Below are 26210 nucleotides of genomic sequence, written 5' to 3' on the forward strand. Positions count from 1 at the left end.
CGGCGGCGTAGCGGCATGAGATAGGCGTCGCCGTTTCAGTGCCGCGAAACGGCTACGACATTGTCGTCACCGTTACGGTCCACATACATGTTGTAGGGATCGACCCCGGCAAAGCCCGGCTTCTTGCGGGTCACGATCCGGATCGTCTGTATGCCCGAGATGATCGGTCGACGTTCCTTCGATATCACGTCCTGCGCGGCGAAGCTGCCGAGGTCGGGACGTCGGTCGAAGACGCCGACGTCGATCATGTCGGCAAGCGGCGCCGCTTTCTCGACGCCGGTGCCGTTCGCATAGAATTTGGCAGCGTCGATCGTCAGCAGAGTCTCGAAATTGCCGTTCGGCAGCTTGCGCGTGGTCGCACCGGTAGCCTTCAGGTCGTACACCGTGATGCGATCCAGCAGATCGAGCACGAGCCGGCGTTCCGCGGGGGTGCGGGCCAGAGAGAGGAAGCCAGCGACGAGCTCGAGCGAACGCGGATAGGGCCTTCCCTTGAAGCGATAGCGGGCAAGCAGACCGCGCAGCATGGCGTTGACGCGCGCTTCCCCCAAACGATCCTGCAACAGGTACATGACCAGCGAGCCCTTGCGGTAATGAATGTAGCCCTGGTTCTCGACCCGATCGAGCGGCACCTCCTCGACCACGTCGCCGCCGCGCGACCGCAGGTAGCTGTCGAGTTCGTATTTGAGAAAACGGCGGATCTTGTCGTCGCCATATTGGTGCTTCATCACCATCAGCGCGGAATACTGCGCCATGGTTTCGACCAGCATCGATCCGCCCTGCATGTCGGCGCTGACCAATTGATGGCCCCAATATTGATGCCCCAATTCATGCGCGGTGACGTAGCTGACATAATCGATCCTGTCGGGATTACGCGTGTCCGCCACGAAGCCGATACGTTCCGAATAGGGGATCGTCCCGGCGAAAGCCTGCGCGTAGCTGGCATAGCCCGGAAATTCGAGAATCCGCGCATAGTCGAACTGATAAGGCCCGAAATTGGCACGGTAATAGGCAAGCGAGCGCTGCATCGCGTCAAGCATGCGATCGACGTTGAAGGCGTGTTGCGGATCGTAGAAGACCGTCAGGAGCGTGCCATCGACGGTCCGCGAACGTTCGGCATAGGCAGCGGACTGGACCGAGAAGAAAGCGAGAATTGGTGCCCGCGAGACGAACCGCGCGGTCCTGCGCCCGCCCGCTATCGTGTCGGCGATCTTTCGGCCCGGCGCCACCGGGACCTGGCTGGCGATCGTCGAGACGGTGATGTCCGATCGGACCCACGACGCGTTGTTGATCAGGTTGCGCGCCTCGGCCGAACGATCCTCCAGCTTGGCAGGGCGCAGTTCTGGCGACAGGCCGTATTTGCGCCGCTTGGCGCGATCTTTCAGCAGGCCGTTCTGGCTCATGCCGAACTGCGGCGCGAATTCGTCGTTTTGCAGGAACGTCCCGTTGCCGACAACGCGGGTATCGTCGTTGTTGGCGACCAGCCCACGCTGCCAGCGCGTCGCCTCGAACGCCATCGTGCCGCGTGCGCCTGGCGCGAGCGGCGTCCGGAACCGATATATGCGGTAGTGAAGATCGCTGTCGTCCATCACCAGCCGAGCGCCGGGGATGACGATTTTACCCAGCCGGGTCTGGTCGTTCATCAGGCGGACGTGCAGGTCGGATAACGGCGCGCCGGTATCGTTGACGAAGACATAGGTCCCGCTCGTCTCCATGCGCCGCTGGTCGGGGTAGAGCGCGACTGTCAGCCGCATGTCGGTGACCGATGGTTGTTTCAGCGTCGCATATTTGAGATATTTCTTCTCATAGGCGGCCAGCCGGGCCTCGCCCTCCTGCGTGGTGCGATAGCGGTTGATGACGTTCATGTCGTGATACAGATACGCACCGCTCGCCGTAGTCGCGATCAACGCACCAGCGAGCACGGCGCCCGGCGCCCCGATCAACCGGCGTGGAACCTGGGCGAGACGAACCCCGAGCCGTGTTTCCGTGCCACGCCGCCAGAGCAGGTGCGCGAACACGCAAAGCGCCAGCGCGATTGATCCCCAATAGAGTCTGAGCCACCACGCGCGCGGTCCACCGATCTGCGCGCCGTTCATGTCCGAAAGCTCGACCGTGCCGGTGCTGCCATATTGATAGAGCGGGTGTTCGAAGCCCATGTTGGTCAGCGTGATCGTGCCGACGAGATAGACGACCATGATCGCCCAGCCGATATACTTGTTCGGGCTCAAAGCCTGCACGAACACGGCCAGGACCGCCAGGATAACCGCGTCCGCCGTCATCGGCAGGACCCACCAAGCAAGATAATGACCAAGCGCGAGGTCGGTCTGCCCGCGCGCGAGCTGGACGATGCACGCGGTCAGCGCCGCTGTCACCGCAGTCGCGAACAGGACGCCGGTGATGGCGAGCACCTTGGGCACCAGATACGCCCAGTTCGGCAGCGAGGTCGCGTCGACGATTTCGTGCATGCCGCGTTCTCGATCGCGCCAGACCAGTTCGCCGGAATAATAGATCGCGATGATCAGCGGGACGATGCTGAACGTACCCTCCAGCGTGGCGATCACCGCGAACGTGAGCTGGCGGATCGGCGCACCGTACATCTCGTTGGCGAACAGCATCCCGCCCAACGTGTTGAAAAGCCCGATCAGCAGCAACACGACGAAGGCGGGGCTACGGAACACCAATGCCATTTCGAACTGGCACCGCGCGATCATCCGCGTGCAATTTGCCTCGTTCGGCCGGGCTGCCGGCAGACGCGGGACGATAAGCGGCATTGTCGCCGCCAGCTTCGAGGTAGCACGCATTTGCCTGCGCAACCTGCGCTTGGACACGCCGCGTTCGGCAAACGAGAAGCGTGCGTAGGCGACCGCCATGGCCACCACCCCGGCGCCGATCGCAATCACGCGGTTCCACAACAGCACGCCGAAAAAGGCAGGCATCCCGGCATTTGCCTCGCTCGCGGTCCAATACCGTGTCGTGCCGCTGAATGCGCTTATCCCGAACAGCTCGAAATAGCTGCCTGTCAGCCGCCATTCCGGCCTGGCGCGCAGGATCGAGGTCATCGCCAGATACAGCATCAGGAACACGACGACGCCGAGATAGGAATACATCATCGATCGCGTCATCGTCGCCACCGCGAAGAAGATTGCAGAGGTCAGAAAGACGTTGGGCAATGCCAGCAGAAAATACGCATAGGCGAAGTCGCCCAGCCGGTTCGGCCCGAGCGTCTCGGGATCGACCCACGGCATCAGCGAACCGAGCCAGATCGCCAGCGGAACCGCGGCAAACGCCAGCGCCGCCGCCACGAACGCACCGAGGAAGCGCGCCATCAGATAGTCGAACTTGGCCACCCGGGTCGATCGTACCATGGGCCCGAACCCGCTCTCGTCGTCACGCACGATTACGTTGGCGACGAACGCGGTCGTCACGAACATGAAGAAAATCGACATGATCTGGTGGATCTGCGCGATCGCCATCGGCGCGTTCCTGTGAATGTTGGCGCCGCTGCCAATCTTGATCTGATCGATCGTCATCGACCCGAAGGTCAGAAGGAAGAACAGGATCGCGACCGTCCAGAAGACTGGATTGCGCAACTGATAGCGGAGTTCGAAGCGCGCGATCTGGCCGAACATTGCGCTCAGGCCGCGATCGAGGCGGAAGGGGCGTCCGCCGCCGGCACGCGTCGTGACCGCGCAAGCGTGGAGAAATACACGTCTTCCAAGCCACCGCGCGCGGCCGCAAAGCCATCGCCTGGATCGTCCGGGGACAGGATGTGGATGATCGTCCGGCCGGCAAACAAGCGTGTCGAAATCACCTCGTAGCGCTGCCGGCTTTCATCGAGCTCATCGCGGCCAATCGTCTTGGCCCAGACGTTGCCGCGAGTCCGCTCGATAAGGTCCAGGGGGGCGCCCTCGAGCTGGATCCGACCCGCCGCCAGGACGGCCATCCGCGGACACAGGTCGGCAACATCCTCGACGATGTGAGTCGACAGGATCACGACGACATTCTCACCGATCTCCGCCAAGAGGTTGAGAAACCGGTTGCGCTCCTCGGGATCGAGGCCAGCAGTTGGTTCGTCGACGATGATCAGCGCGGGGTTGCCGATCAGCGCCTGTGCGATTCCGAAGCGTTGGCGCATGCCGCCCGAAAAACCTGCAATCGCTTTTTTGCGCACGCTCCACAGATTGGTTTGGTTGAGCAGCGTCTCGACCGTTTCCTTACGCTCGCGTGTCGAGGCAATGCCCTTTAGCACCGCCATGTGATCGAGCATGTCATACGCCGATACGCGCGGGTACACGCCAAAATCTTGGGGTAGATAGCCGAGCGTTTCACGCAGCGCTTCGGGGTTCGCGATCACGTCGATGTCGCCAAAACGAATTTTACCGGCTGTCGGCGTTTGCAACGTGGCAATGGTCCGCATCAGCGTTGATTTGCCGGCACCGTTTGGGCCGAGCAGCCCGAACATTCCGTTAGGTACGCTTAGCGACACATCGTCGAGCGCCCGCGTGCCGTTGGCATACACATGTGTGACATTGGTAAGTTCGAGCATCGTTCATCCCCCGTCAGGATAAGCTATCAGGTGTATTGCCAGTGTAAAGCAGGTAAACCTCGTTTAGCGTCGCGCAGACGTGGATCCCCAGGAACTCAATGGTTAACGACGTCATCATTGCAGCGGTTTGCGGGCGGACGCATAGCAGAACGCTTTGAACCGACACGCTTTCTGATTGATGCTGCTCTCGAACTGTCTGGGATTTACGGGGAAGGCAAGTCTTCACCATATCGGCGGGCACGGTGGCGCTCTCGGTCCAAACGAGGCAGGGCGTATCGCGAAGCATCGCCGCAGCTTGCTCCTTCGAGCAATGGGGGCGGGCGAGCGATCCTTACGGGATGACTGCCGTCGCTTCTGATCGGCCTGATCAAGTGAAGGCGGCCGCCTTTATTGCCGAAAGATTTGATACGGGTAACGGCACCGATGGACCGTCGAAGGACCACGGGACGTGTCATCGCCGTGATCACGACGGTGGCTGCCTGTTCGGGATAAGGGATGACGGGAACATATGACCGACGTTGGGGATGCTGGTACCGCGCTCCATCCTGTTTGCCGGTCTGTACGCTCACCTGTAGTTCAGACGGTCCATGGTGCGCAGGTCGGCGGCACAACGTGAGGCTGGACTATCGAGAATGGGCCGGTCCGTGTTTCTCAGGCGGTAACCAGGTTGAGCGTCTGGGCGGCGGGGCCGATCTTGACGTTGCGGCCCCAGTCGAAGGTGAGGAAATCCTGTTCGATGCCGTCGGCGAAGATCACGCCGCCATCGTTCATTCGCGAGGTTACGCCGAGCGGCGCGGTCGCAAGCTTGCCGGCGCGCAGACTCGTCCCGGTGGCGATGCTGGGAAACGGCTCGCGCACGAAGAACGCGACGGCGCGTTCCTGCGGATCGAGCGATAGCGCTTCGTGCGTCGCTTCCATGATCGACCGTGCCCAACCGGTCGCGCCGGTCCCCGAGGCAACGATCAGCCCGCTCGACGAATGGTCCTCAGCCCGGTCATCGCAAGCGATGTGATAGCGCGCGGACTGGTGACTGTGATGGCCGACGAATACCTCGTTGAGTGCGAGCAGGCGTTCGCCGCTGTCAAGCTGCGCCTCGACCATCGTCCGCCGCTCGGTCGGCGCCGCGCCCGCGACGCTCGCCGGGAGCAGCCCGCCCAGGCGGGCAAGCGGCACGCGCACCAATACGCCGTCATACAGGTCTGGCGCGGGGTTGAGCCCCAGCACCGGCTGGCCGTCGAGGTATTTCGCGACGTTGGCGACGAGCCCATCCTGGCCGACGACGACGATCACGTCCTCGGGACCGAACAGGAACCGGTCGAGGTCGGCGCGCCTGACCTCGGCCTGCCGCCAATCGCCCGGCACCGCGGCGCGCCCGGCGCGGAGCGTGGCATGCAACTGGCGGTGACGATCCTCCAGCATGTCGATGTCCTGCCCGCGCGTCTCTAGGAAGAACCTGGCCTGCCCGCGCGTGGCGTGGCGCGCGAGCAGCAGCTCGTAATCGGTCTCGCGGGTGACGAAGACCGCGCGTGGGGCATTGCTCGACATGCGATCAGCCTCGCGGCAGCGCAGGCGCGTCGCGGCGGAACTCGCCAAGCACCGTGGCCAGCAGGTCGGGCGTGATGTTGAGATGCTCAATCGTATCGAGCTTGCCCGCCAGCTCGCGCGCGGCCAGGCCCAGCATCACCGACGGCGGCAGGTCGCGGTAGATCGTCATCCGCGCCTGCTCGGTCTCGGCCTTGGCGCTTTCGACCGTGCGGATCCGCTCCGCCTCGGCGGCGGCTTCGATCTGCTGTGCCTCGGCATGGCCGGTGGCGCGGTTGCGGGCATTCTCCGCCTCCTGCGTGATCAGCAGCATTTCGCGCCGGGCAAGCTCGGTCTTGTTGCCGAGTTCGTTTTCGGCGATCGCACGCTCCTTCTCCACCGCCAACGCGCGCCGCTCGAAGGTCGCTTGGTCGGCCTTTTGCTGCAACCCCTCGAAGGTTGGTGTCTGGAGTGCGCGCTCCAGTTCGCTGGAGGGCGCGAGATTGGTGAGCCGCACCGCCGTCACCGCGATACCGATCTCACCGAGCGCGGGATCCCCGGCCAGGATCGCCTCGAGCTGATGACGCAGCGGCTCGGGGCCGCCGTCGAGCAGTGCGCGTACCGGGGCCTGCGCCAGATATTGCAGCGCCGCCTGATTGACGAGGCCGGCAAGCCGCGTCTCGATGCGCTGGATCGGCTCGCTCTTGTAGGCGCCGGTGACGAGGCCGAGGCTGAAGTCGACGCGGGCGGCGAGCAGCTCGGGATCGACGACGTGCCAGGTCAGCGTGCCCTGGATCGCGACCGTCTGGAAATCCTGGCTGCGGCCTTTGACGAACAGCGCCATCTCGCGGTCGTCCATCGGCAGCTCGGCGATGCTGGCGGTCTCGGGGCGGAACCAGAAGACCAGCCCGCGCCCGCTCTGCCGGACCTTGCCGCTGCGATAGCGGATGACGTGGTTGCTGGCGTCGCTGCGTAGTTGCGCAATTAAGCCGATGTTCTTGATCGATGCCATGATCGTTCTCCTTGTGCTGTCTGGTCAGGCGCCGGTGCGGTGGCGATAGAGTTCGGCGGGGCGGAAGGACGCGCCGCTTTCGCGCTCGCCGGTCGGCTCCAGCCAGCCGCGGTCGAGCATGCGACGGCGAAACGCCGGCTTGTTGAGCTTCGTCCCCAGGATGGCCTCATGCACGTCCTGAAGGGCGCGCAAGGTGAAGCGCTCGGGCAGCAGCGCGAACGCCACGCCGGAATAATCGAGCTTGCCGCGCAGCCGCAGCATCGCCAGCCCGAGCATGTCGGCATGGTCGAACGCGAGCGGCAGCGTTTCGCCGTCAGTCGAGCACGCCTCCACCGGTCCGCCGACTTCGCCACGCCATGGTACGATCAGCTCGGCCAGCGCCAGTTCCGGTTCTGCCTTCAGGGCAGCGGCGAAGTCCGGCGACGGGAGCAACGCGAAATAGGCGACGCTGATGATCCGGGTTCGGGGATCGCGATTCACTGCGCCGAACGTGTAGAGCTGTTCGACATACGCATCCTTCATCCGTGCCTTGTCGGCGAGCAGGCGGCGCGCGGCATCGTCGAGGCTCTCGTCGATCGCCACGAAGCCACCGGGTAGCGCCCATCGGCCGAGGTGCGGATGGTCCTCACGCCGCACCAATAGCGCAGCAGGCGTGCCGTCGATCACGCTCATCAGAACGAGGTCGACCGCAACCGATGGCCGTTCATAGGCCGAGGGATCATAGTCGCGCAGGAATTCATGCTCGCTCATGCGACACCCATATATTCAGGATGCATCTTACTAAGACGCGAAGTGGATATATGTCAATCCCATATTAGTTGAGGCGGGTACGGCAGCAGAGAAGGGTCGTGATCAAAGACGGCGCCCAACGCGCAGCCGGTGCCTCTACGGATTACTGTCACCTGTTTGAGCAGCGACACTGCGCCTCCAGAGCATCCATGCCATTGCGGCGAGCAGGGCAGTCGCTGCCAAGAGAACACTCCACAGCAGGATCTGGCGCCGGACTGCGGTCGCATCGCTCACCGGTGCAAGCCGCAGCACATCCTGCGGGCCGATGGCCGTGGCTGACAGTACGGTGCCGCCGGACGCCTGGCTCATGATGGTTTCGGCCGGCAGGTACATATCCGGCGCATTCGCTCGGCCGCTTGTCAGGCGGTAGGGTGGCTTGCCGGCGGAAAGGAACAGGATCGCGCGCGGCGAGAATCCCAACCTGATGGCGGGCGGAGCGGTGAAGCCGGGGGATCGCGGATCTGCCTCGATCCGTACCGTGCGATACCGTCGCCCGTCCAGCGCGATGCCCTGGGGCGGGGTTGGCCCGGCGCCTGCGCGTACGGCCGTCCCGGATCCGATGGGCGTCCAGGGCTGTTCACGGTCGTCGCGACCAAAGACGTGCACGGGCAGGATCATGTCGTTGCCGGTCGGGACGATCTGGATCGTGTCGAACGCATTTGCGGAGGGCCATTCGAATTCGACCGCGTGGGCGTCGGTCAGCGCTGGCAGCGACGCAGCGATCGACACGCTGGTCGCGGCGGCCGGATGCATGACCAGCGCCGCCTTTCGTATCGATACCGGCGATAGCAGCCGCGACGCTGCGCGCCATGTGATGCGGAGATAGTCGTCGTCCAGCACTGCGCCGCCAAGCTTCAGCGGACCCACGGCGTTGCCAGCGGTTCGGTAAACGACCGCTGTGCCAAGCGGTCGCCAATCCTTGAGATCGGCGCTCGCTTCGACGGTGAAGGTCACCGGCTGCGCGCGCGGCACGTCTGCGTCGAGCATCAGCATGTCTGCACGTCCCGCCACTGCGCGGGTGTCGAGCAGCACGCCGAGTGTGATCGCCTCCGCAGGGCGACCTGATAGCTTGCCGTCGATTTGTGCGACGCGGGCGGTGCCGGCGCCGTCGAGGCGGAGGGAAACGCCGGTTACTGTCAGCGCATCGGCGGCGCCGAGCATCGGAAGCGCGGGCACGTCGTAACGCTTCGCGAGGCCCGCGGCGGACGCGATGCGGGCGATCGGCATCGGCCGGCCGGTGGCATCGAAGACCCTGACATCGGACAGGTTCGCGGTCCTCGATGCGGCGAGCACCGCGGCGGGCATCGCCAGTCGCTGCACGGTCGAACCGGGCGCGATGACGATCGGCACGTGGCGCGCATAGGCCCGTGGATCGTCGTCGGAGCCAGCCGGGGCCGCGGCGATAAGTACACCCGTCGCCAGTGCAAGGCCGGCACGCCTAAGGACGCTCCTCATGCCACGACCCTGTCGTCGATAGGCGTCGCCTTGGGCGGCAGCGGCGCGAGATAGCCGACGACCAGCATCAGGACGCCGACCACGATGAACGTGATGATCCTTGCACCGCCGCCCGCGGCGTTCAGATCGACGAGCAGCAACTTGATCACGGTCAGCGGAAGCAGTCCGGCGCCCACCAGCCACAGGCTGCGCTGTGCCCGGCGGGACGCCAGCACCATCAACGCCAGTGCGAGCGACGTCCACAGGATCGCCAGCCCGGTCTGTACGACCACGCTGTCGAGCAGCGCATCGCCGCTCCACGAGATCCCGAGCATCTGATGCGTGAACCGCAGCCAGACCGTGTTGACCATGACGAAGGCCAGCCCTGCCAGCGCGGCAAGCATCCCGGTGTCGCGCAAAGCGGCGGATCCCGGCGGCATCGGCACCGCCGCCACAATGGTACGCCGCCACAGCTCGAGCGCGGCGAGCGACAACCCCAGCGTCAGATCGACCGGGTTGAGCAGCGGCAGATAGGGCAGGGGCGCCGCATTGCCCGACGAGATCACCGCCGTCAGCAGTGCGCCGAGATAGACCAGCGCCGCGATCGGGACCGCCGCGTACCAGCCATAGGCCTGAGCATGCCGATCAAGCGGCCACCGCCGCCCGCCCATCGCATCGTCCTGCGCCGCCGCGGTGTGCAGCGTGCGACCCGCCCACATCGTCAGCGCCACCAGCACCGCCACGGTGGCGAAGAGCAGCGTGACTTGCGCCCAGGCGGTGTTCCACAGCCGCGCGGTCTCGATCGCCAACCACAGGCCGTCCGCGAGCATCGCGGTCGCAAACCACACCCCGCCGACATGGATGACGCCGAGCACTGCGCGCAACTCGGTCGCCGTCTGATCCTGGTCGTTGCGGTACAGCATCCGCAGGTGCAGCAGGATCGCGGCGGTCCACAGCAAGCCGTCGGGCATCTGCAGGACATGGTGGCCTTGGCCGGCCGTGACGATGAACGTCAGCACCAACGCCATCAGACTGGTGTAGCTGGGCCGGGTTGCGACCGGCCAGCGCCAGCGCCGCCCGGCATACTGCGCCGCCCATGCGCTGCCGACAAAGGCGAGCAGCATCAGCAGCGGTTGCAGTCCGGGATCGAACGCCGGCGCGATTCGCAGACCGGCGGCGCGCGGCGGGGTCATGCGCGTGATGTCGGCGAACCATGCCAGGAACCAGAAGAAGAAGCCGAACACGAACGCCGGTGCCGCCATCGTCGTCTCGTATCGCGCATAGGCGTTTGCCCACCGCGACCGGCTGTGCGGCAGTGGTTCGCGCAGCCACCACGCGGTCGCCAGCCCGGCCAGCGCGATCAGCATCGCGCCGATGAAGCCTGGATTGGCGAGCGGGATGGCGGAGACGGTGTCGGACAGCCCGCCAAGGTAGATCAGCGCCGCCACGAGTAAGAGCAGGATCCCGAACAGCCGCGGCATCCAGCGCGCCTGTCGCAGGCCGACCCAGAATGCACCTGCACCTTCGAGCGCCCAAGCGGCGGACGTCCAGCGTGCGCCGAGCGCCAGCGGTACCGCCAGCGTGACGAAACCGATGCCGATCGCCAGCATCGTCTCGTTCATCACGCGGAACGTCTCGCGACGATACCGCATCGTCCAGGCTGCCACGCCCAGGTACAGCGCCGCAAAGCCGATCGCGGCGAACGCGCTGCCGAAGGGGCGATCGTGGACCAACCCGACCTCCAGCCCGAAGCCCGCCAGCGCCGGTCCAAAGAGCAAGGTGGTATCGACCATATTGCCGAGCCGCCCCGGCGTCGCCCGAGCATAGAGAACCGCGGTTGCGACGTAGATCAGCACCGATGCGATCAGGAAGCCCTGCGCGGCGACGAAGTCGGTCGGCTGGTAGCGTGTCGTGCCCCACAGCGTCGCCACGCCGAATGTGGCGAAAAAGCCGAGCAGGTTGAGGACGCGCCACGCCTGTCGCTGGGCGATGACCAGGATCGCTAGATTGAGAATGGTATAATAGACGAACACCACGGCGATGCTGCCACCACCGCCCGCGAGCAACAGCGGCACCGCAAAGCCCCCCGCGAACGCGGTGACCGCGAGCGCTTGCGACCGCTGCAACAGCGCCAGCGTGCAACCGAGCGCGCAAACCACGATCATCAGCACGAACGCAGCCATGATCGGAAACAGGGCATACAGCTTTGCTGCGGCGAACAGGGCCAGATAGATCGTTGCGATCCCGCCGCCTTGCAGCGCCAGGCCGAAGCCGGGGCGTCTCTCTCGCGTACGGAAGCCGACCGCGAGCAGGGCGATGCCGACTGCGACGACCAACGCCAGACGCAGCTCGATCGGGAACAGTCCGGCCGACGCCGCATAGCGCGCGAGGAACGATAGCCCGACGAACAGGATGATCAGGCCGACGCGAACGATCGTGTTGCCACCGAATAGCCAGTTTTTCGCTGCGGTCATGACAGGCGTTATGATCGCTCCGACGACGCTCGGTTCTGCCGGCCCTGCGGGTGTTGCAAACGCCGGATTGCGCCGCAAGGTCGCGCCGATCGGGGAGGGTGGCGGCGTCGCCCAGGGGCTGGGTGTGGGTTCATCGGCGGCGGCGCGCGCTGTCGATGACAGGCCGACGTCGGTTACGGGTGGCGCCGGTGCCGCCGATCGTCCCCTCTCGGATGGGCCGCGTGCGGTCAGGCTGTCGATCTGGTCCTGCAGTGCGCGCGTCGCTCGCGCCACTTCTGTACGGACGCTGTGTCGTAATCCGACGCCGACGACGAGGCCGATCAGCCCCCCGATCACGAGTCCGTACGTTTCAAGATCGGCGAAGAGCCAGCCGATCAACGCGCCGACAATCCCTGCCCAGACGATCATTCCTACGCGTCCCCCTGCGGCATTCCCGCCAAGCTTGGCGTGTACATGGCGCACCTAAACCGACGGGTCGAGGGCGATCGCGCATTGGCGACAGATGCTGTGTGGATCACATCTTTGCAAACTTGCGTAGTCCAAGGATTGGCTAACGCGCCTCAAGCCGGCGATGTGGTGCCCGCAGCGTCAGGACAGGGGCGAGCGAATTAGGCATTTTAGCTTTACTTCAGAAAGATTTGCCGAGCGACTGCCGATGCGTTCGATCGATAATGGATCGAAGTCAAAGATCTGGCCCCGCAGTGGGTGCGAAGTCCAGTCTCATATATCCGGAGGACCGTATCTGATAGCAACGCTGCGCTCGTCGCTAGCCGCTATTTCTGCGTTCGTCGCGAGGGTGAATGCGGTCATCACCGGGTTTCGTCTGGACTAGCGCGTCCTGATCCGTATCCTGTCAGGGGGGAGAGCGGGCATGCGATTTGCTAGACTGTGGGCGGCGCTCGCGATCGTTGTTGCACCGGTTGCCGCGTTCGGTGGCGGTAAGCCGCATGTGACGCTGGCCACGCCCAACCTATCGGATGGCGCGATCGCCCGGTTTACCGTGCGGTTCAGCGATGCGATCGTACCGTTAGGTGATCCGCGTGCCGCTTCGCCGCTCAAGGTCGAATGCGCGGTGCCGGGCGAGGGGCGCTGGGCCGATCCGCAGGCCTATGTCTGGGAGTTCGCGCAACCCTTGCCCGGTGGTACGCGCTGCACGCTGGCGACGCGCGATGGCCTCAAGAGCGCTGCGGGCTACGCGGTCGATGCGGACAGTTTCACCGTCGATGCAGGCGGCCCCGTCGCGCGCGCCGTGATGCCGGGCTATGGCGATATCGAGGAGGACCAGGTCTTCCTCGTCGCCGCGAACATGCCCGCGACGCGGATGTCGATCGCGGCGAACGCCTATTGCGCGGTCGACGGGATCGGCGAGAAGATCGCGGTCGACGTGCTCGCGCCCGATCTGCCGGCCAAGCTGCTCGCTGGCATGGGCGATGCCTATCAGCTCGGCAATTTCCTCGACAGTGCAGGGCTGCCCAAGACGCTCCCCAGCGATCCGGCGCTCAGCCAGCGCGCGCTCGCCGGCGTCACCGCGCTCAAATGCCGTCGACCGTTGCCGCCGGGCCGTGACATGGCGCTGGTCTGGGGCGCCAATATCGCCAGCGGGGGGGGCAAGCTGGCCGGCGCGGACCAGCGGTTCGATTTCACGGTTCGCAAACCCTTTACCGCGCGCTTCGAATGCTCGCGCGTCAACACCGCGGCTGGATGCAGCCCGGTCGAAAAGGCCTATCTCCGCTTTTCCGCACCGATCCCGATGAGCGCCGCGACCGCGATCCGCTTGACGCTGGCGGATGGCAAGACGATCGCACCGGTCTTTGCCGACGACGACAAGCGCCGCGCGACGATCGAACAGGTGACCTTCGCCGCGCCGTTACCAGTCGCGACGCGCGCCACGTTGTCGGTGCCGGCCGATCTTAAGGACGAGAGCGGCCGTATCCTTGCGAACCGCGAGCGCTTTCCGCTCGAGGTAAAGTTCGACGAGGCACCGCCGCTGGTGAAATTCGCGGCCGACTTCGGCATCCTCGAGGCGAAGCAGGGTGGCGTGCTGCCCGTCACCGTCCGCAACGTCGAACCCTCGTTGCAGGGGCAGGCCGCGGGCATCGGTGGCCAGCGGTTGCGCGTCGCCGGCACCGATGGCGAGATCGCCGCGTGGCTGCGCCGCGTCGAGGATGCCGGCAAGACCGACATCCAGACGATCGAGCGCAAGGGGGCCGAGCCGCTCCTGATCAACCATACCGGCGAGAAACCGATGTTGTTCGGGGGCGGCAGCGGAGTCGGCAACGGGGGCGGGGGCGCGGGCGACCCGTTCAAGCTGGACCTGCCGGGCAAGGGCAAGGATTTCGAGGTCGTCGGCCTGCCGCTCGGCAAGCCCGGCTTCTACGTCGTCGAACTCGCGAGCCCGACGCTCGGTCGCGCCCTGCTCGGGCGCAACGTGCCGCGCTACGTCGCCAGCGCCGCGCTGGTTACCGATCTCGCGGTCCATTTCGAATGGGGCCGCGATCGTTCTCTCGCCTGGGTCACGCGGCTGTCGACCGGCAAACCGGTGGCGAACGCGGTGGTGCAGGTCAGCGACAGCTGCACCGGCAAGCCACTCGCGCGCGGTGCGACCGACAAGACCGGCGGCCTGATGGTCGCACGCGGCCTGCCCGAGCCGGAGACCTATGGCAGTTGCAAAGGCGAGGGCGGGGCGCATCCGTTGATGATCTCGGCGCGCAGCGGCGACGATTTCAGCTTTACCCTGACCGACTGGGGCGAGGGCATCCGCCCCTATGACTTCGACCTGCCGTACGGCTATTCGGCGGCGACCGACATGATCCACACCGTGTTCGATCGCGCGCTGGTTCGCCAGGGCGAGACGATCCACATGAAGCACATCCTGCGCCGCCCCGACGCGCGCGGCTTTTCGCTGGCGCCGGGCTTCACCGGCACGCTCAGGCTGTCGCATCGCGGATCCGACACGCAGTTCGAGATGCCCGTGACGATCGGCGCGAACGGCACCGGCGAGACGGTCTGGACCGCCCCCAAGGGCGCGCCGATGGGCGATTACGACCTCGTCTTCGTGGTCGGCGATACCACCACCGAATCCGCCCAGTCGTTCAAGGTCGACGAATACCGCCTGCCGACGATGCGCGCGAGCGTGACCGGGCCGAAGACTGCGCTGGTCAAACCGCGCACGGCGCAACTCGATCTGTTCGCCGGGTATCTGTCGGGCGGCGGCGCAGCGAACCTGCCGGTCAACGTCCGCATCGGTTGGTTCGCGCATAGCGCCACGCCGACCGGCTACGACGCATACAGCTTCGGCGGCGATGCGATCGCGGAAGGCGTCAAGCAGCTCGACGGCGAGGGGGAGGATGCCAAGACGCCTCTGCCGCCGACCCAGATGCTGCCGGCGACGCTCGGCACCGACGGCACGCGCCGGATGACCGTCGACATGCCGCAGACGCTGCCCGGCACCGCGGACATGCAGATCGAGATGGACTATCGCGACGCGAACGGTGAGACGCTGACCGCGTCGAAATCGATCCCGGTCTATGCCGCGGGCGTCCAGCTTGGCGTCGCGGCCGACGGCTGGATGATGCGCGCGGACGATCTGCGTCTGCGCTTCGTCGCGCTTGATACCGATGGCAAGCCGATCAAGGGGCAAAAGCTGTCGGTCGCGTTCTACAGTCGCCAGATCCTGACCGCGCGGCGGCGGTTGATCGGCGGGTTCTACGCCTATGACAACCGGATGCGGACGACCAAGCTGTCCGCGTCGTGCAGCGCCACGACCGACGCGCAGGGGCTTGCGCAGTGCAAGGCGGACCCCGGCGTCTCGGGAGAGATCTATGCGGTGGCCACGTCCACCGATGCCGACGGCAATGTCGCGCGCTCGGTCAAATCGGTGTGGCTCGCGGGCGACGACGATTGGTGGTTCGGCGGCGACAATGGTGACCGGATGGACGTCGTCCCCGAAAAGCTCGCTTATGCATCGGGCGAGACCGCACGGTTCCAGGTGCGGATGCCGTTCCGCGCGGCGACCGCACTGGTCAGCGTCGAGCGCGAGGGGGTGTTGTCGAGTTTCGTCACGGAATTGTCGGGCAAGGACCCGGTGATCGAGGTGCCGATGGACGCGGCCTATGCGCCCGACGTCTATGTCTCGGTGCTGGTCGTGCGCGGCCGTGTCGAGAGCGGGTTCTGGAGCTGGGTGCACCGTATCGCGCGGACGCTCGGCCTGTCGGACACGCCCGAGGAGGCGCAGGAACCGACTGCGTTGGTCGATCTCGCCAAGCCCGCCTATCGCCTCGGCATCGCCAAGGTGAAGGTCGGCTGGGAAGGCCATACGCTCGGCGTCGCGGTCAAGGCGGACCGCGAACGTTATGCGCCGCGGGGTACCGCCAACGTCCTCGTCCAGGTGAAGAAGCCGGACGGCAGCCCGGCGCGCGAGGCCGATGTCGCGTTCGCGGCGGTCGACAAGGCGTTGCTCCAGCTCGCGCCGAACGACAGCTGGAACATCCTCGAGGCGATGATGGGCGATCGTCCGTTGTCGGTGCTGACCGCGACCGCGCAGATGCAAGTCGTCGGCAAACGCCATTATGGACGCAAGGCACTCGAAGCAGGCGGCGGCGGTGGTGGCGGCGACCTGTCGGGGCTCAACCGCGAAAACTTCCAGCCGGTGCTGCTGTGGAAGGGGCATGTGCCGCTCGACGCGCAAGGGCGCGCGCGCATCGCAGTGCCGTTGTCGGATGCACTGTCGTCGTTCCAGCTCGTCGCGATCGCCACCGATGGCGCGCAGGCGTTCGGCACCGGCAGCACCGATATCCGCACCGCGCAGGATCTGTCGCTCTATGCGGGTCTGCCGCCACTGGTCCGATCGGGCGATTTCTACGGGGCGCGGTTCACGCTGCGCAACGGATCGGACCGCCCGATGACGGTGACCGCGAGCGTCGACGTCGTCCCGCGGATCGCGCAGGGCAAGCCGCTGACCGTCACCATTCCAGCGGGCGGCGCCGCACCGGTCGCCTGGAACCTCACCGCGCCCGCCGGGATCGACACGCTGCGCTGGCGGGTCAGCGCGAAAAGCGACGATGGCCGTGCCGCCGATCAACTGACGGTCACGCAAGACGTCATTTCGGCGGTGCCGACCGAGATCTGGGCGGCGACGCTCGCGCATGTCGGCGACGATACGATGATCCCGATCGCACCGCCGGCCGGCGCGTTGCCGGGACGGGGCAGCGTCGACATCCGCCTCGCCGATACGCTGGCGCCGTCGCTCGCGGGCGTGCGCGATTACATGGCGCGCTATCCGTTCAACTGTTTCGAACAGCGGCTGTCGCGGATCATCGTGCTGGGCGACATGGCGGGCTGGACGGGGTTGGCAGGCGAAATTCCGACCTATCAGGCGCCCGACGGATTGCTGCGCTATTTCCCGGGTGACAGCCTGCAGGGGTCGGAGGCGCTTACCGCCTATGTCCTGTCCATCGCGGGGGCGGCAAACCTGTCGCTGCCGCCGGTGCAGCGCGCGCGGATGATCGAGGCGATGAAGGCGGTGCTCGATGGACGGCTGCGTCGCGAGGATTATGGCGATGTCCGCCTGACCAAGATCGCGGCGCTGTCGGCACTGGCGCGGCAGGGTGAGGCGACGTCGGCGATGTTCGGCCAGATCGGGATGACGCCCGCCGACATGCCGACCGCGAGCCTGGCCGATTATATTGCGGCGCTCGATGCGATCCCCGGCACCTCGACCGAAGCGAAGGCGCAGGCCGAGGCGGTGTTGCGGACCCGGCTGGTGTTCGAGGGCACCCGGCTGGATCTGTCGGATTCGGCCAACGCGTCCTGGTGGCTGATGTCGTCGCCGGACGAGGCCGCGAACAAGGTCACCGCCGCGGTGCTCGGCCGGCCCGGCTGGCAGGACGATGCGCCGCGGCTGATGGTCGGCACGGCGCTGCGCCAGTCGCGCGGGCATTGGGACACGACGACCGCCAATGCGTGGGGGGCGATCGCCGCGCGTCGCTTTGCGCAGATCTATCCGGCGCAGGCCGTCACCGGTGCGACGATGCTGTCCTATGGCGGGCGCAGCATCGCGCGCGGCTGGCCCTTGGCGGAGGCGGCACGGTCGACGGCGTTCCCGCTCGCGGCGGCGGGGCCGCTGCGGCTGGCGCAGGCGGGCGGCGCGGGGCCATGGGCGACCGTATCCGTCTCGGCGGCGGTGCCGCTCAAGCAACCGCTGTTCGCCGGGTATCGCCTGACGCGGAAGGTCGAGGTCGTGCAGGCGCGCAACAAAGCGCGGCTGACGACAGGCGACGTGCTGCGCGTGACGCTGACGGTCGAGGCGAGCGCCGAGCGGAACTGGGTTGCGATCAGCGATCCCGTGCCCGCGGGTGCGACGGTGATCGGCGATCTCGGCGGGCAATCGCAACTGCTCCAGCAGGGCGGCGACAGTGAAGGGGGCGAAAGTGAAGGCGGCGGGCCGAGCTATGTCGAGCGCGGGCGCGATACGTGGCGCGCCTATTTCGCATGGCTGCCCAAGGGCACCGCCACCGTGTCGTACACGCTGCGGTTGAACGGCGCCGGTCGGTTCCAGATGCCGCCGAGCCGGGTCGAGGCAATGTATTCGCCGGCGATCCATGCGGCGGTGCCGAATCAGACGATGGTCGTCGCGGATCGATGACGCAGCGCGCGGCGCTCGCCGGATTGCTGGTGCTGATCCTCGTGGCGGTCGGGTGCGACTGGGCGACGTTCCCGCCGCCCCTGCCGGGCTATGCGCAGGTCCGCGCGGCGTGGAAACCGTCCGAGGCGTGGTTGTACGATCGTCACGGCGTGCTGATCGACAGCGCGCGCGTCAATTTCGCGGCAAGGCGCTTGGCGTGGGTGCCGCTCGGCCAGATCGCGCCGGTAGTGCCCGCCACCGTGGTCGCGGCAGAGGACGCGCGGTTTCGTAGCCATGGCGGGGTGGATTGGCTCGCAGTGCTCGGGTCGCTCCGGTCGCGCGCGAAAGGGGAGCGCGGCAGGGGCGCGAGCACGCTGTCGATGCAGGTCGCCGCGTTCCTGTCGCCGACGCTCGCCATGCCCGGCGCGCGGGGCTGGCGCGACAAGCTGCGCCAGATGCGCGCGGCGCAAGCGCTGGAGATGACCTGGAGCAAGGACCAGATCCTCGAGACGTATCTCAACCTCGCGCCGTTCCGCGGCGAGGCGCAGGGGATCGGCGCGGCGGCACTGTCGCTGTTCGGCAAGACCCCGGCGGCGCTGGCGCGCGACGACTCGCTGCTGCTGACCGCTTTACTTCCCGATCCGCAGGCGTCCGCGGACCGGATCGCCGCGCGGGCGTGCAGGATCGGCGGCGAGGGCGATTGCGCGCGGTTTGCCAGCGAGGCGGCGTCGATGCTCGGACCGGCGCGGACGTTGGCGCTCGATCCCGGTCTCGCGCCGCATCTCGCCGATCGGCTGCTCACCAAGCCGGGGCTGCGGATCACGACGACGCTCGATGCCGCGATCCAGCGCCGTGTCGCCGCCGCGCTGCGTCGCCAGCTCCAGGGGCTAGGCGGGTCGCGCGCGCGCGACGGCGCGGCGGTGGTGATCGACAATGCGACCGGCGACGTGCTTGCCTATGTCGGCGGGATCGGCGGCGCATCGACGGCGCCGGCGGTTGATGCCGCGAACGCGTATCGCCAGGCGGGATCGACGCTGAAGCCGTTCCTCTACGCGCAGGCGATCGAGCGCGGCTATCTGACGCCGGCCTCAGTGCTCGACGACTCGCCGGTCCAACTCGACACCGCATCGGGGCTGTACGTTCCACAGAATTACGATCGCGGGTTCAAGGGGCGTGTGTCGGTGCGCAGCGCGCTGGCGGGATCGCTCAACGTGCCCGCGGTGCGGACGCTGCTGCTCGTGGGGGTTGAGCCGTTTCGCGACCGGTTATGGGATACGGGGTATCGGGGCCTGGTCGAGGATGGTGACTATTATGGGTTCAGCCTCGCGCTCGGATCGGCCGAAGTGACCTTGCTCGAACAGGCCGACGCGTACCGATCGCTCGCCAATGGCGGACGCTGGTCGCCGCTACGACTGACGGTCGATGCCCCGCGCAGCACCGCCCGCCGGGTCACGACGCCGGCGGCAGCCTGGATCGTCGCCGACATGATGGCCGATCCCAACGCGCGGGCGGCCACGTTCGGGCTGGATTCGGCGCTCAGGTTGCCGTTCTGGACCGCGGTGAAGACGGGCACGTCGAAAGGCATGCGCGACAATTGGTGCGTTGGCTTCTCGCAGCGCTACACGGTCGCCGTCTGGGTCGGCAACGTCGAGGGCGATCCGATGCGCGCGGTTTCGGGTACGAGCGGCGCGGCGCCGGTCTGGCGCGACGTCATGCTCGCGCTCGATCGCGACGAAGACGCAGGCCCGTCGATGCCGGCCGGCGTCGAGCGCCGACGCATCGCCTTTGCCGACGCGATCGAGCAGCCGCGGCTCGAATATTTCCTGCGCGGCACCGGTCAGTCGCTGATCGCCGCGGCGCCCGCCACTGCGCGCCGTGCGCGGATCGTCAATCCCGCTTCGGGTAGCGTCTATGCGATCGACCCCGATATCCCCGCCGGCCGTCAGCGTCTGGCGATCGAGACGACCGGCGATGTCCGCGCCCACCACGTCTTCCTCGACGATCGCGACCTCGGCCCCGCCGCCCAGCAATTGCTGTTCTTTGCCCCGCCGGGCCGCCACCGGCTGCGACTTGTCGACGCCGCCGGTCGTGCCGCCGATCAGGTCATCGTCACGATCCGGTAAAGTTTCGTCTGGCCAGCGACGCTGCGCCCGCTGCACGCGTTGCCGCAGACCGCGCTCACTGCCGACATCTGCCGGTGATGCGCGACCGGCGGTGATGTTGACGCCAGCCGATCCCACATCAGCGTGATCGACATCGAGGTGCTGACCCGGCATCACATCGCGGTCCAGCGGGCAATCGCACAGGCTTGATGCCCCTGTGCTGCTCAAAAATTCTTGAAGTCAGGCCGGCTGCAGGAATGGATATGTCGAGCACCAATCCGACGAGATGGAAACGGCGGTGGCGCGCATAGTTAAGCGCCTGAGGGACCGGCGCTGGCCTGCTATCCGCCATGACCGCTGCCCGGTCGTGTCGCTAGTCTTCGTCGCCTACGCGGCGATCCGACATATACGCGCTTTGGCCGATACGTGCCGAGCCTAAGCGATCACCCGGCGCGCCTCGATGCCCATTGCATATTCCGTGTCGCGTTGGGCCTGATGAATCAGCGCACGCGTGGCATCGCGTGCGCCGATCGCATCGCTATTGGCGATCGCCTCGAATAACGCGCGGTGTTCCGGCAACGGGTCGCGCGGGTGTTTTTCATGTCGATATTTGAAGAACGTCGTCCAGCGGACTGCGGCGGCGATGCTTGCGGACAGGCTGACCAGAAGTTCGTTCTCGGTTGCTTGCAGGATCAGGGCATGGAACTCGTAGTCGGCCGAACGGCCCGTCTCGCTCGACAGTCCGTGCTGTGCCATCGTTTCGAGGGCGTGGCCCATTCCCGACAATTGCCGCGCGGTGCGGCCGGCCGCTGCAAGTTCCGCCGCGGCAGGCTCGACGATCAGGCGCAATTGAAACAGGCTGCGTACGAACGGGAGCGGCGGCTCGCCATCGAACATCCAGCCAAGCATCTCCGGATCCAGCAGATTCCAATCATGCCGCTCACGGACTTTCGTGCCGATTTTTGGCCGACTTTCGACCAGTCCTTTGGCGGAGAGCATACGCAGCGCTTCTCGGATGACGCTGCGCGACACGCCGAAACTTCCGGCTAGATCGATTTCGCCCGGCAACAGGCTTCCCGGCTGATGCCGACCCGTGACGATCGCAACGCCGATGCTCTGTGCCAGCTTAACATGCGCCGGACGACCTCGTTTCCCAGCAGTCATCACGTCTCCAAATTTAACGAGACTTACGCAGAGCCAATGGTGCGACGCAAGCGCGAGACGAGTCCGAAAACGCGCCCGACACACTTGCACATTAAAAATCGGTTGCTATTGTCGGACAAGACATGGAGAAAATCCATGAAATGTGGGGAGGAGAGTGGCATTGCGCCAACCGTCGATCTTGGCTGGCGTGGCCGCGACCGCGCTGCAGAACACCGGCTCCGCGTTGGCTGGGGCGGTGAGACTGCAAGCCATACATATCGAGCCGGAGCGAACCGATTGGCAGAATTCTGCAGGCTTTTGGCGCGGCAAACCGCGCGCGACTGGAACCCTGCTTACATCCGGCCGCGGCAAAACGCCGACACAGTCGACGTATGCGGGATGTAGGCATCGATCGTGGGCAGGGGCGCGCATCTTGCAGGCGAGAGATCGATCGTGATGAACATGCTTGCCTTCTCCTATGACGATCTCGGCCGTTACTCGCCGGGCGGGCGGAAATCGACGAGGGGCGTGCCGCATGGACGTCGCACGCTATTGGCTGGCTGCGAGCAACCGGCGGTCGACGGCAACTCCCCATGCAGCGCGTTCAGCGATCCGCTTGCGAAATCCCGGACAATGTCGTCGCTTGGGCCGATATCTGGGCCAACGCCTAGGTATCTCGCCCTTCACCTCACCCCGCTTACCGGCGAGCAAACCACCCTCGACAAGGCGCGCCCGGCGCGCGCATCGGAGACTGAATAATGCGAATGATGTTCACCGCGATTGCGCTCGTGCTTTCCAGTCCTGCACTGGCCCAGCAGGCGCCTCCCGTCGACGGGGCACCGGCGGCGGTCACGGTGCACGGCGACAAGCCTGCGCCGAAATTCGACAAGCGGATCTTCGGTCAGTTCGCAGAACATCTCGGTACAGGCGTCTATGGCGGCATCTGGGTCGGCAAGGGCAGCCGTATTCCCAACGTCAACGGCTACCGCACCGACGTTCTCGACGCGTTGAAGGCGATCCGCACGCCGGTGATCCGGTGGCCGGGCGGGTGCTTCGCCGATGAATATCACTGGCGTGAAGGCATCGGTGCTCCCGCCAAGCGCAAGGTCAAGATCAACACGAACTGGGGTGGCGTGACCGAGGACAATGCGGTCGGTACGCACGAGTTCATGAACTATTCCGAGATGGTTGGTGCCGAACCGTACGTGTCGGGCAATGTCGGCAACGGCACGCCGAGCGAAATGGCGGAGTGGGTCGAGTACATGACCTCCCCGACCGGCTCCAGCCTGGCCAAGGAACGCGCGGCCAATGGCCGAAAGGCACCGTGGAAGCTGCCGATGTTCGGTATCGGCAACGAGCTTTGGGGCTGCGGTGGCAATATGCGACCGGAATATGCGGCCGATGTCACCAGGCGGTATTCGACGTTCGTCAAGATGCCCGAGGGCCAGCGTGTGATGAAGATCGCCAGCGGTGCCAATGCGGATGATTATAACTGGACCGATGTGATGATGCGCGATGCCGGCGCGCACTTCGACGGCATCGGTGTTCATTACTACACAATTCCGTACGACTGGGCGAAAAAGGGTGCAGCGACCGGCTTCGACGAGGATCAGTGGGCGCGGACGCTCGCCAAGACCGTCAAGATGGATGATTACATTACCGAACATGCCAAGCGCATGGACAAGTATGATCCGGGCAAGCGCGTCGCGTTGCTCGTCGACGAATGGGGCACTTGGTACGATCAGGAACCGGGCAGCCATCCTGGCTTCCTCTACCAGCAGAACTCGCTCCGCGATGCGCTGGTGACCAGCCTCAACTTCGACATCTTCGCCCGCCACACCGACCGCCTGCGCGGCGCGAACATCGCGCAGATGGTCAATGTGCTGCAGGCGATGTTGCTGACCGACGGCAACCGGATGGTGCGCACGCCGACCTATTGGGTCTTCGACATGTACAAGGACTATCAGGACGGCGTCGTCCTGCCGGTCGACGTGCAGTCGCGCTGGTACAACAAGAACCAGTGGACGCTGAAGGCGGTCAGCGCGAGTGCGGTGCGCGGCGTCGATGGCGCGGTGCACATGGGCCTGACCAACGTCGATCCCAACCAGCCTGCGACGGTATCGGTGAAGCTCGATGGCGTGACGGGGGCCGGTATCACGGGCCGCATCCTGACCGCGTCGGCGATCGACGCACACAACACGTTCGATGCCCCCGATGTCGTCAAGCCTGCGGCATTCACCGGTGCGACACTGGCGAACGGAACGCTGACGGTGACGCTGCCGCCCAAGTCGGTCGTGATGCTCGACATCCGATGATGCCGGCGACGATGCAGGCTCGTGGTTCGGTTCGTCCCGGCAGGGTCCGTGCGTTGGTGATGCACCTGTCGAAGGCCGTCATGACCTGCGGCTTGGCGACCGTGGTCGTGATGGGCGCTGCAGCAACGGATGCAGCGCCCCCGGCCGCCCAGAAAACGGGCAATCGGCAGCTGACCATCGTCCCGCGCCTGGGGGCGGCGCGCGGGGCAGCCGCAGTCGGAAAGCGATCCGCGTATCTGCTCGTCTATTTCAAAGACGATACGCATTCGATCTATTTCGCCACATCGCGCGACGGGCTTGCCTTCACCGACGTGAACGGAGGTCGACCGATACTCGCGGGGCGGTCGATCGCCGATCAGAAGGGGGTTCGCGATCCTCATATCACGCGCGGGCCCGACGGCGCCTTCTACATGGCGATGACCGACCTGCACATATTCGGGAAACGGGAGGGCCTGCGGACGACCGAGTGGGAACGTCCCGAAAAGGAGTATGGCTGGGGCAACAACCGCAACCTCCTGCTGATGAAGAGCGTCGACCTGCTCCACTGGACGCTGGCGAAGGTCGACGTGTCGCGGCTGTTCCCGGCGTACAAAAACGCGGGCAACGCCTGGGCACCGGAGATGATCTACGACCCGACTACCCGCCGTATGATGGTCTATTTCACCACGCGGATCGGCAACGGGCCCAATTTCATGGTCGCGTCCCAGGCTGATGACGCCTTCACGACGCTGACAACGGTCCCAAAAAAGGTCCTGGAATATCCGCGATCGGAGGTGAACACGATCGACGCCGATATCACGCTCGTCGGTGGCAAGTACCGGATGTTCTACGTCGCGCACGAAAAGCCCGGCAGCATCCGTCAGGCGGTATCGGGTCGGGTCGATCGCGGTTATGTTTACGACCCCCGCAAGATCGATCCGGAGACGGTGGCCGCCGAAGCCCCCAACCTCTGGCGCAGATACGGCACGAATACGTGGGTGCTGATGTACGACGTCTTCGGGGTGACACCCAACAATATGGGGTTTGCGGAGACAACCGACTTCGTCACGTTCCGCAACATCGGTCGGTTCAACGATCCCGGGTCGCCGATGAAGGCGACGAACTTCGCCCAGCCCAAGCACGGCGCGGTGATGGCGGTCACCCCGGAGGAAGTGAAGCGTCTCGAACGTTATTTCGGCGGACGTCGATGACACGGCCGGGCCGTAAGACGTCGGCAGCGAAGATCGGAACGGCGACGATTGACTGGCGTTCGAGCGCCATATCCTGCCTCGTCGTCGCGGCGTTCTCGCTCGTGAGCGCGACACCAGTGCCGCCGTCGCTGAACGATCGGCTATCCGGTGACATCGTGCCGGCGCATGATCCCGTGCTGATCCGAGAGGGCGACAGCTATTATTCCTATTCGACGGGACAAAATGGTCGGTTGCCGATCCTCGCGCGCACGTCGCGCGATCTCGTCACCTGGCGCGCGCTGCCGGGACCGATCGCGGCGATCCCGGACTGGGCGCTCGCGGCGGTGCCGGGCGCAAAGGATATCTGGGCGCCCGATATTGCCTACGCCAACGGACGGTATCGGCTGTATTATTCGGTTTCGACCTTCGGCAAGCAGCGGTCGGTGATCGGACTGCTGACAAGCCCGACGCTCGATCCGGCCAAGCCCGGCTATGGCTGGCGCGACGATGGGCTGGTGATCGCGTCGAAGGACGGCCACGACTATAACGCGATCGACCCGAATTTCGCGCGCGACCGGCAGGGTGGGCAATGGCTCGCCATGGGCAGTTATTGGACCGGCCTGAAGCTCGCCAGGCTCGATCCCGCGACCGGCAAGCTTGCCGTGCCGGGGGCGCCGCTCATCCCGATCGCGCGCCGTGCGCCCGGACCCAATACCGCGATCGAAGCGTCGTTCATCGTCGATCATGGCGGCTGGTACTGGCTTGTCGCGTCGTTCGACCATTGCTGCCGGGGTGCCAAGAGCGACTACCACCTCGTCATCGGCCGATCGCGTGCGATCACCGGGCCCTATGTCGACCGCGCCGGCGTCGCGATGCGCGACGGCGGCGGGACGGTTCTGCTGCAGGCCGATGCGGCCGGCAAGGATCGCTTTCGCGGCCCCGGCCACGCCGGCTTCCTGCACGACCGCGATGGTCGCGATTACCTGATCTACCATGCCTATGATCGCGACAGGCACGGCGCAGCCACCCTTCGTCTGGCGCGGATGCGCTGGTCGCGGGACGGATGGCCGGCGCTCGACAACTGAA

At 65.8% G+C, this 26210-nt stretch carries 15 protein-coding genes; 6 read left to right on the top strand and 9 right to left on the bottom strand.

Features of this window, described 5'->3' with window-relative positions; genetic code table 11:
• Positions 1-35 precede the first annotated feature (35 nt).
• From ASF00_RS14165 to ASF00_RS14195, 7 genes are all read right to left on the bottom strand, one after another.
• Positions 36-3626 carry an ABC transporter permease/M1 family aminopeptidase gene (locus tag ASF00_RS14165; protein WP_055880322.1) on the bottom strand — a complete coding sequence of 1197 codons (3591 nt, stop codon included), beginning with the start codon at positions 3624-3626 and terminating at the stop codon, positions 36-38.
• A 5-nt stretch (positions 3627-3631) separates the two neighbouring features.
• On the bottom strand, positions 3632-4543 hold the full coding sequence (locus ASF00_RS14170; protein WP_055880325.1) for an ABC transporter ATP-binding protein: 912 nt from the start codon (positions 4541-4543) through the stop codon (positions 3632-3634).
• Between the two features lie 651 nt (positions 4544-5194).
• Positions 5195-6088: an NAD(+)/NADH kinase gene (locus tag ASF00_RS14175; RefSeq protein ID WP_055880623.1), complete on the bottom strand. Its 894-nt coding sequence runs from the start codon at positions 6086-6088 to the stop codon at positions 5195-5197.
• Between the two features lie 4 nt (positions 6089-6092).
• Positions 6093-7076: an SPFH domain-containing protein gene (locus tag ASF00_RS14180; protein WP_055880329.1), complete on the bottom strand. Its 984-nt coding sequence runs from the start codon at positions 7074-7076 to the stop codon at positions 6093-6095.
• Between the two features lie 24 nt (positions 7077-7100).
• Positions 7101-7826 (bottom strand): NUDIX hydrolase, encoded by a 726-nt coding sequence (locus ASF00_RS14185; RefSeq protein WP_055880332.1) that lies wholly within the window; start codon positions 7824-7826, stop codon positions 7101-7103.
• 135 nt (positions 7827-7961) lie between these two features.
• The gene (locus tag ASF00_RS14190; protein ID WP_082463443.1) at positions 7962-9320 is read right to left on the bottom strand and encodes a DUF3999 family protein; all 1359 of its coding nucleotides are present in this window, start codon (positions 9318-9320) and stop codon (positions 7962-7964) included.
• Positions 9317-12181: a DUF2339 domain-containing protein gene (locus tag ASF00_RS14195; RefSeq protein ID WP_055880339.1), complete on the bottom strand. Its 2865-nt coding sequence runs from the start codon at positions 12179-12181 to the stop codon at positions 9317-9319. The genes ASF00_RS14190 and ASF00_RS14195 overlap by 4 nt, the downstream gene beginning before the upstream one ends.
• Before the next feature lie 463 nt (positions 12182-12644).
• Here ASF00_RS14195 and ASF00_RS14200 point away from each other — a divergent pair, with 463 nt between their 5' ends.
• Both ASF00_RS14200 and pbpC read left to right on the top strand, forming a co-directional pair.
• A complete protein-coding gene (locus ASF00_RS14200) occupies positions 12645-18416 on the top strand; it encodes an alpha-2-macroglobulin family protein (RefSeq protein ID WP_055880342.1) in 5772 nt (1923 codons plus the stop codon).
• Positions 18413-20518, top strand: a complete 2106-nt coding sequence (pbpC, locus tag ASF00_RS14205) for a penicillin-binding protein 1C (protein ID WP_055880345.1) — start codon at positions 18413-18415, stop codon at positions 20516-20518. Before ASF00_RS14200 ends, pbpC begins: the two co-directional genes overlap by 4 nt.
• Here the strand turns inward: pbpC and ASF00_RS18585 are convergent.
• Positions 20494-20652: a hypothetical protein gene (locus tag ASF00_RS18585; RefSeq protein WP_156348359.1), complete on the bottom strand. Its 159-nt coding sequence runs from the start codon at positions 20650-20652 to the stop codon at positions 20494-20496. The genes pbpC and ASF00_RS18585 overlap by 25 nt on opposite strands.
• A 280-nt stretch (positions 20653-20932) precedes the next feature.
• Positions 20933-21661 (bottom strand): FadR/GntR family transcriptional regulator, encoded by a 729-nt coding sequence (locus ASF00_RS14210; RefSeq protein WP_055880626.1) that lies wholly within the window; start codon positions 21659-21661, stop codon positions 20933-20935.
• Between the two features lie 432 nt (positions 21662-22093).
• Between ASF00_RS14210 and ASF00_RS18590 the strand changes: the two genes are divergently transcribed.
• Genes ASF00_RS18590 through ASF00_RS14225 form a run of 4 tightly spaced genes read left to right on the top strand, consistent with a single transcriptional unit; the run spans position 22094 to position 26209 of the window.
• The gene (locus ASF00_RS18590) at positions 22094-22399 is read left to right on the top strand and encodes a hypothetical protein (protein WP_156348360.1); all 306 of its coding nucleotides are present in this window, start codon (positions 22094-22096) and stop codon (positions 22397-22399) included.
• A complete protein-coding gene (locus ASF00_RS14215; protein ID WP_055880347.1) occupies positions 22399-23955 on the top strand; it encodes an alpha-N-arabinofuranosidase in 1557 nt (518 codons plus the stop codon). The genes ASF00_RS18590 and ASF00_RS14215 overlap by 1 nt, the downstream gene beginning before the upstream one ends.
• Complete coding sequence (locus ASF00_RS14220) at positions 23955-25145, top strand: glycoside hydrolase family 43 protein (protein ID WP_156348361.1); 1191 nt, start codon at positions 23955-23957, stop codon at positions 25143-25145. Before ASF00_RS14215 ends, ASF00_RS14220 begins: the two co-directional genes overlap by 1 nt.
• Entirely contained in the window at positions 25142-26209 is a 1068-nt protein-coding gene (locus tag ASF00_RS14225; RefSeq protein WP_055880350.1) for an arabinan endo-1,5-alpha-L-arabinosidase, read from the top strand. Before ASF00_RS14220 ends, ASF00_RS14225 begins: the two co-directional genes overlap by 4 nt.
• Position 26210: the final 1 nt, after the last annotated feature.

Source organism: Sphingomonas sp. Leaf34 (genome assembly GCF_001421805.1).
In the GTDB taxonomy this organism is placed as follows: Bacteria; Pseudomonadota; Alphaproteobacteria; order Sphingomonadales; family Sphingomonadaceae; genus Sphingomonas.

Bases quoted from the DNA above. Each gene is read 5' to 3' on its own strand.
- ASF00_RS14165 (WP_055880322.1), bottom strand. From the start codon at position 3,626: ATGTTCGGCCAGATCGCGCGCTTCGAACTCCGCTATCAGTTGCGCAAT.
- ASF00_RS14170 (WP_055880325.1), bottom strand. From the start codon at position 4,543: ATGCTCGAACTTACCAATGTCACACATGTGTATGCCAACGGCACGCGG.
- ASF00_RS14175 (WP_055880623.1), bottom strand. From the start codon at position 6,088: ATGTCGAGCAATGCCCCACGCGCGGTCTTCGTCACCCGCGAGACCGAT.
- ASF00_RS14180 (WP_055880329.1), bottom strand. From the start codon at position 7,076: ATGGCATCGATCAAGAACATCGGCTTAATTGCGCAACTACGCAGCGAC.
- ASF00_RS14185 (WP_055880332.1), bottom strand. From the start codon at position 7,826: ATGAGCGAGCATGAATTCCTGCGCGACTATGATCCCTCGGCCTATGAA.
- ASF00_RS14190 (WP_082463443.1), bottom strand. From the start codon at position 9,320: ATGAGGAGCGTCCTTAGGCGTGCCGGCCTTGCACTGGCGACGGGTGTA.
- ASF00_RS14195 (WP_055880339.1), bottom strand. From the start codon at position 12,181: ATGATCGTCTGGGCAGGGATTGTCGGCGCGTTGATCGGCTGGCTCTTC.
- ASF00_RS14200 (WP_055880342.1), top strand. From the start codon at position 12,645: ATGCGATTTGCTAGACTGTGGGCGGCGCTCGCGATCGTTGTTGCACCG.
- pbpC (WP_055880345.1), top strand. From the start codon at position 18,413: ATGACGCAGCGCGCGGCGCTCGCCGGATTGCTGGTGCTGATCCTCGTG.
- ASF00_RS18585 (WP_156348359.1), bottom strand. From the start codon at position 20,652: ATGTCGATCACGCTGATGTGGGATCGGCTGGCGTCAACATCACCGCCG.
- ASF00_RS14210 (WP_055880626.1), bottom strand. From the start codon at position 21,661: ATGACTGCTGGGAAACGAGGTCGTCCGGCGCATGTTAAGCTGGCACAG.
- ASF00_RS14215 (WP_055880347.1), top strand. From the start codon at position 22,399: ATGCGAATGATGTTCACCGCGATTGCGCTCGTGCTTTCCAGTCCTGCA.
- ASF00_RS14220 (WP_156348361.1), top strand. From the start codon at position 23,955: ATGCCGGCGACGATGCAGGCTCGTGGTTCGGTTCGTCCCGGCAGGGTC.
- ASF00_RS14225 (WP_055880350.1), top strand. From the start codon at position 25,142: ATGACACGGCCGGGCCGTAAGACGTCGGCAGCGAAGATCGGAACGGCG.